The sequence below is a fragment of the Caulobacter sp. genome (assembly GCF_049283275.1).
Taxonomy (GTDB): domain Bacteria; phylum Pseudomonadota; class Alphaproteobacteria; order Caulobacterales; family Caulobacteraceae; genus Caulobacter.
In genome coordinates this window covers 1-3247 of sequence record NZ_JBAPVS010000314.1, presented here as the reverse complement: position 1 = coordinate 3247, position 3247 = coordinate 1, and the positions used below count along the sequence as shown (strand labels likewise).

Below are 3247 nucleotides of genomic sequence, written 5' to 3'. Positions count from 1 at the left end.
TAGAAAACCTCTACCTGAGCTTGTCGAAGGACGAGGTTTTCGGGCCCACCGTCTTGGCCGAGGGGCGCTGACCATGTGGGATTTCGGCAAGCCCTCGCTGGTCCGGCGGTTGGTGGTGCTGGCCGGGGTCTGGAACCTGGTGGTGCTGGTCGTGGCCGGCGTCTTCCTGACCGCTCAGTTCCGGGACGCGGCGATCCGGCGGTTCGACCAGTCGCTGGCGGTGCTGACCGACGACCTCTACGCCGGTTCCAGCATCGAGGCCGGGGTGCTGAAGGCCCCGTTCCTGACCGACATCCGGGCGACGCGCGCCTATTCGGGCCGCTACTGGACGATCTTCGACCAGCCGCCCGGGGGCGGCGGGCTGAACGTGGTCGAGCGCTCGCGCTCGCTGTTCGACAGCGACCTGATGATCCCGGCCGAGCAGTCCGAGCGGCTGATGGCCGAGCCGGGCAAGACCCACTATTTCGACCTCAAGGGCCCCCAGAACCGGCCGTTGCGCGCCGCGGCCGTGCTGGCGCAGCTGCCGGGCTATCCGCGGCCGGTGGTGTTCATCGCCGCCGAGGACCGCTCGCCGATCGACGCCGACGCCGACCGCTTCGCGCGCATCACCACCCTGGCCCTGGTCATCCTGGGCGGCGGCTTGATCGCCGCGGTGGTGGTGCAGGTGCGGGTCGGCCTGCAGCCGCTGTTCCGTCTGCGGCGCGAAGTGGCCTCGGTCCGGCGCGGCAAGGCCGAGAAGCTGGAGGGCGCCTACCCCGAGGAGCTGGAGCCCCTGGCCGTCGAGCTGAACGCCCTGCTGACCCATAACCAGGAGGTCGTCGAGCGCCAGCGCACCCACGTCGGCAACCTGGCCCACGCCCTGAAGACCCCGCTGTCGGTGATGCTGACCGAGGCCGGCCAGCGGCCCGGCGCCCTGTCCGAAGTCGTCGCGCGCCAGGCCCAGACCATGCGCGAGCAGGTCGACCACCACCTGCGCCGGGCCCGCGCCGCCGCCCGCTCCCAGACCTCGGGCGAACGCACGCCGGTCGAGCCGATCCTCGACGAGCTGGCCGTCACCCTGGAGCGGATCTTCCAGGACAAGGGCGTGGAGATCGATTGGCGGTGCCCCGAAGACCTGTGCTTCCAGGGCGAGCGTCAGGACTTCATGGAGCTGGCCGGCAACGTCATGGAAAACGCCGGCAAGTGGTGCAAGGCCAAGGTCCGCGTCGAGGCCGCCGCCAGCTCGCCCGAGCAGATGACCCTGACCGTCGACGACGACGGCCCCGGCCTGCCGCCGGACCGCTGGGGCGACGCCCTCAAGCGCGGCCAGCGAATGGACGAGCATACGCCGGGCTCGGGGCTGGGCCTGTCGATCGTCGATGAACTGGCCCGCGCCTACGGCGGCGCCGTGACCTTGGGCGCCTCGCCGCTGGGCGGCCTGCGCGTGACCCTGGCGCTGCCGCGCTCGGGGGGCTGAGCTCTTTCGCGCCACCTCCCCGTTTCACGGGTGAGGTGGAAAATGCGGCGTGCGCCCAGCCCAACGGTTCACCGTTATGGCCAGACCTCGGCGGTTTTCGCACAACGATCTGACAACGTCGTTCTTCTGACCGTAAAAATGTATGGTTTCGGAAAGTCTTAACCTCGTTGAGGACATGGTTGACGTGGCCCGGAGCGGGCCGATCCGGTGGGGGGTTATGGCAGCGGTCGCCGCCGATAAATTGCTGATGGTTCGGAAGCTGGTGGAAACCGTTCCCGACGCCGCGTTGCGCAATCTTGAACTCGCCCTGGCCGGCACGGCCGGCGCGTTGGCGGCGGTGCGCGACCTGGTCGAGAACGAGACCACCGCGCGCTATGTCCGAAACAGCGTGCTGGCCCCGATCGTGCCGCTGTGCGCCGCGCGCGACACCGAGCAGACCTCATTCCCGCCCCGCACCTTGCGCCTGCTGTGGGCCGCGCTCAGGGCGCAGGTCCCCGAACAGGTCGCGGAAGCCGCCGCGCGCTGCAATCCCTGGGACCTGGAGGAAGGCCCGCCGGAGGTCTTCGACGAACTGTGCGCGATCGCCGTCAAGGGCCTGCGCGCCCAGACCGAGGACGGGTTCAAGGCGCTGGACGCGATCTGCGACGTCGACGAGCTGGCCTCGTGCCTGGAGTTGGCGGCCATCGTCCGCACCGCCCTGCCCATGCTGCAGGAATGGGTCAGCAAGATGAGCGAGGCGCGGGCCGCCGCCGCCCGGTTGGCCTATAACGACGCCTGCGCCATCCGCCAGGACGCCGGACCGCTGCTGTTCGAGATCCTGGCCGCCCACCTGCCGGACGGCTGGCGGATTCTGCGCGTGATCTCGGCGGTCATGGATCGGCCGGACGACAAGTTCTGGGCCTCTTCGGAGGTCAGCGTGTTCGGCGAGCGGGTGCTGGCCGACATCGCCAGGAACATCGCCATCATCGAAAGCTTCGATCCGGCTAAGGGCAAGGCCGAGGGCCGCAAGGTCGCGGCGGCCGCCCACAGAATCTCGCAACTGATCGCCGAGTTCGAGCAATCGGTGAAGCTGACCCGGGACGGGGTCTGGGGACGCCGGATCGCCAAGTACAAGCAGGACGTCGCCGAGATCGTCGAAGAGCGGATGAACAGCGCCGAGCGGGAACTGCTGGAGGCCTTGCCGCTGCGGCCGATCTCGATCCTCGGCGGCAAGAAGGGCAAGGGCGTGCCCAAGCTGACGACCGAACCCGACGAGCTCCAAACCCGGCGGCTGACCGCCGTTCTGGTGTTCATCGCCGAAATCCGCGGCTGCGCGATGCAGAGCGGTTACGGCGCCAGCCGCGCCAAGGTGCTGGAGAAGCTGAACAGCCGTCTGGACCAATATATCGAAGACATCCTGCACGTGGTGCGCACCGGCGAGGGCGGCGACCAGGGCCTGGCCCGGATCTATGTCGATCTGGCCGCCGGCTACATCGCCTACAGCCGCGACCAGAAGACCGCCGAGATCGTCCGCCGCCGCGCGGCCGCGGCGATGGCCGCCGCGGCCTAGGGCCCCTTACGCGATTTTTTTGCTAACGGCCGCTCGCAATCCCCGCTAACACGCCCTTCATGATCGCTTTCTGGATCGCCGCGGCGGGACTGTCGGCCGTCGTCGCCGCCCTGATGCTGCGCGGCGCCGCGCGGGCGTCCGTGGGTGTGGGCGACGACGCGAGTCTGGCCGTGCATCGCCGGCAACTGTCCGAGATCGCCGACCTGGCCGAGCGGGGCCTGCTGGCCGACGCCGAGCTGAAG

At 69.4% G+C, this 3247-nt stretch carries 3 protein-coding genes; all 3 read left to right on the top strand.

The window, feature by feature from the left end; genetic code table 11:
- Positions 1–73 precede the first annotated feature (73 nt).
- Entirely contained in the window at positions 74–1456 is a 1383-nt protein-coding gene (locus tag WAL33_RS17840) for an ATP-binding protein (RefSeq protein WP_422182871.1), read from the top strand.
- Between the two features lie 217 nt (positions 1457–1673).
- Complete coding sequence (locus tag WAL33_RS17835) at positions 1674–3005, top strand: hypothetical protein (RefSeq protein WP_422182869.1); 1332 nt, start codon at positions 1674–1676, stop codon at positions 3003–3005.
- A gap of 59 nt (positions 3006–3064) precedes the next feature.
- Positions 3065–3247 (top strand): c-type cytochrome biogenesis protein CcmI (gene ccmI / locus WAL33_RS17830; protein WP_422182867.1); only part of this gene is annotated, 183 nt, incomplete at its 3' end.

What these genes read in the sequence shown, in the direction of transcription:
- WAL33_RS17840 (WP_422182871.1), top strand. Translation starts at nt 74, where the DNA reads ATGTGGGATTTCGGCAAGCCCTCGCTGGTCCGGCGGTTGGTGGTGCTG.
- WAL33_RS17835 (WP_422182869.1), top strand. Translation starts at nt 1,674, where the DNA reads ATGGCAGCGGTCGCCGCCGATAAATTGCTGATGGTTCGGAAGCTGGTG.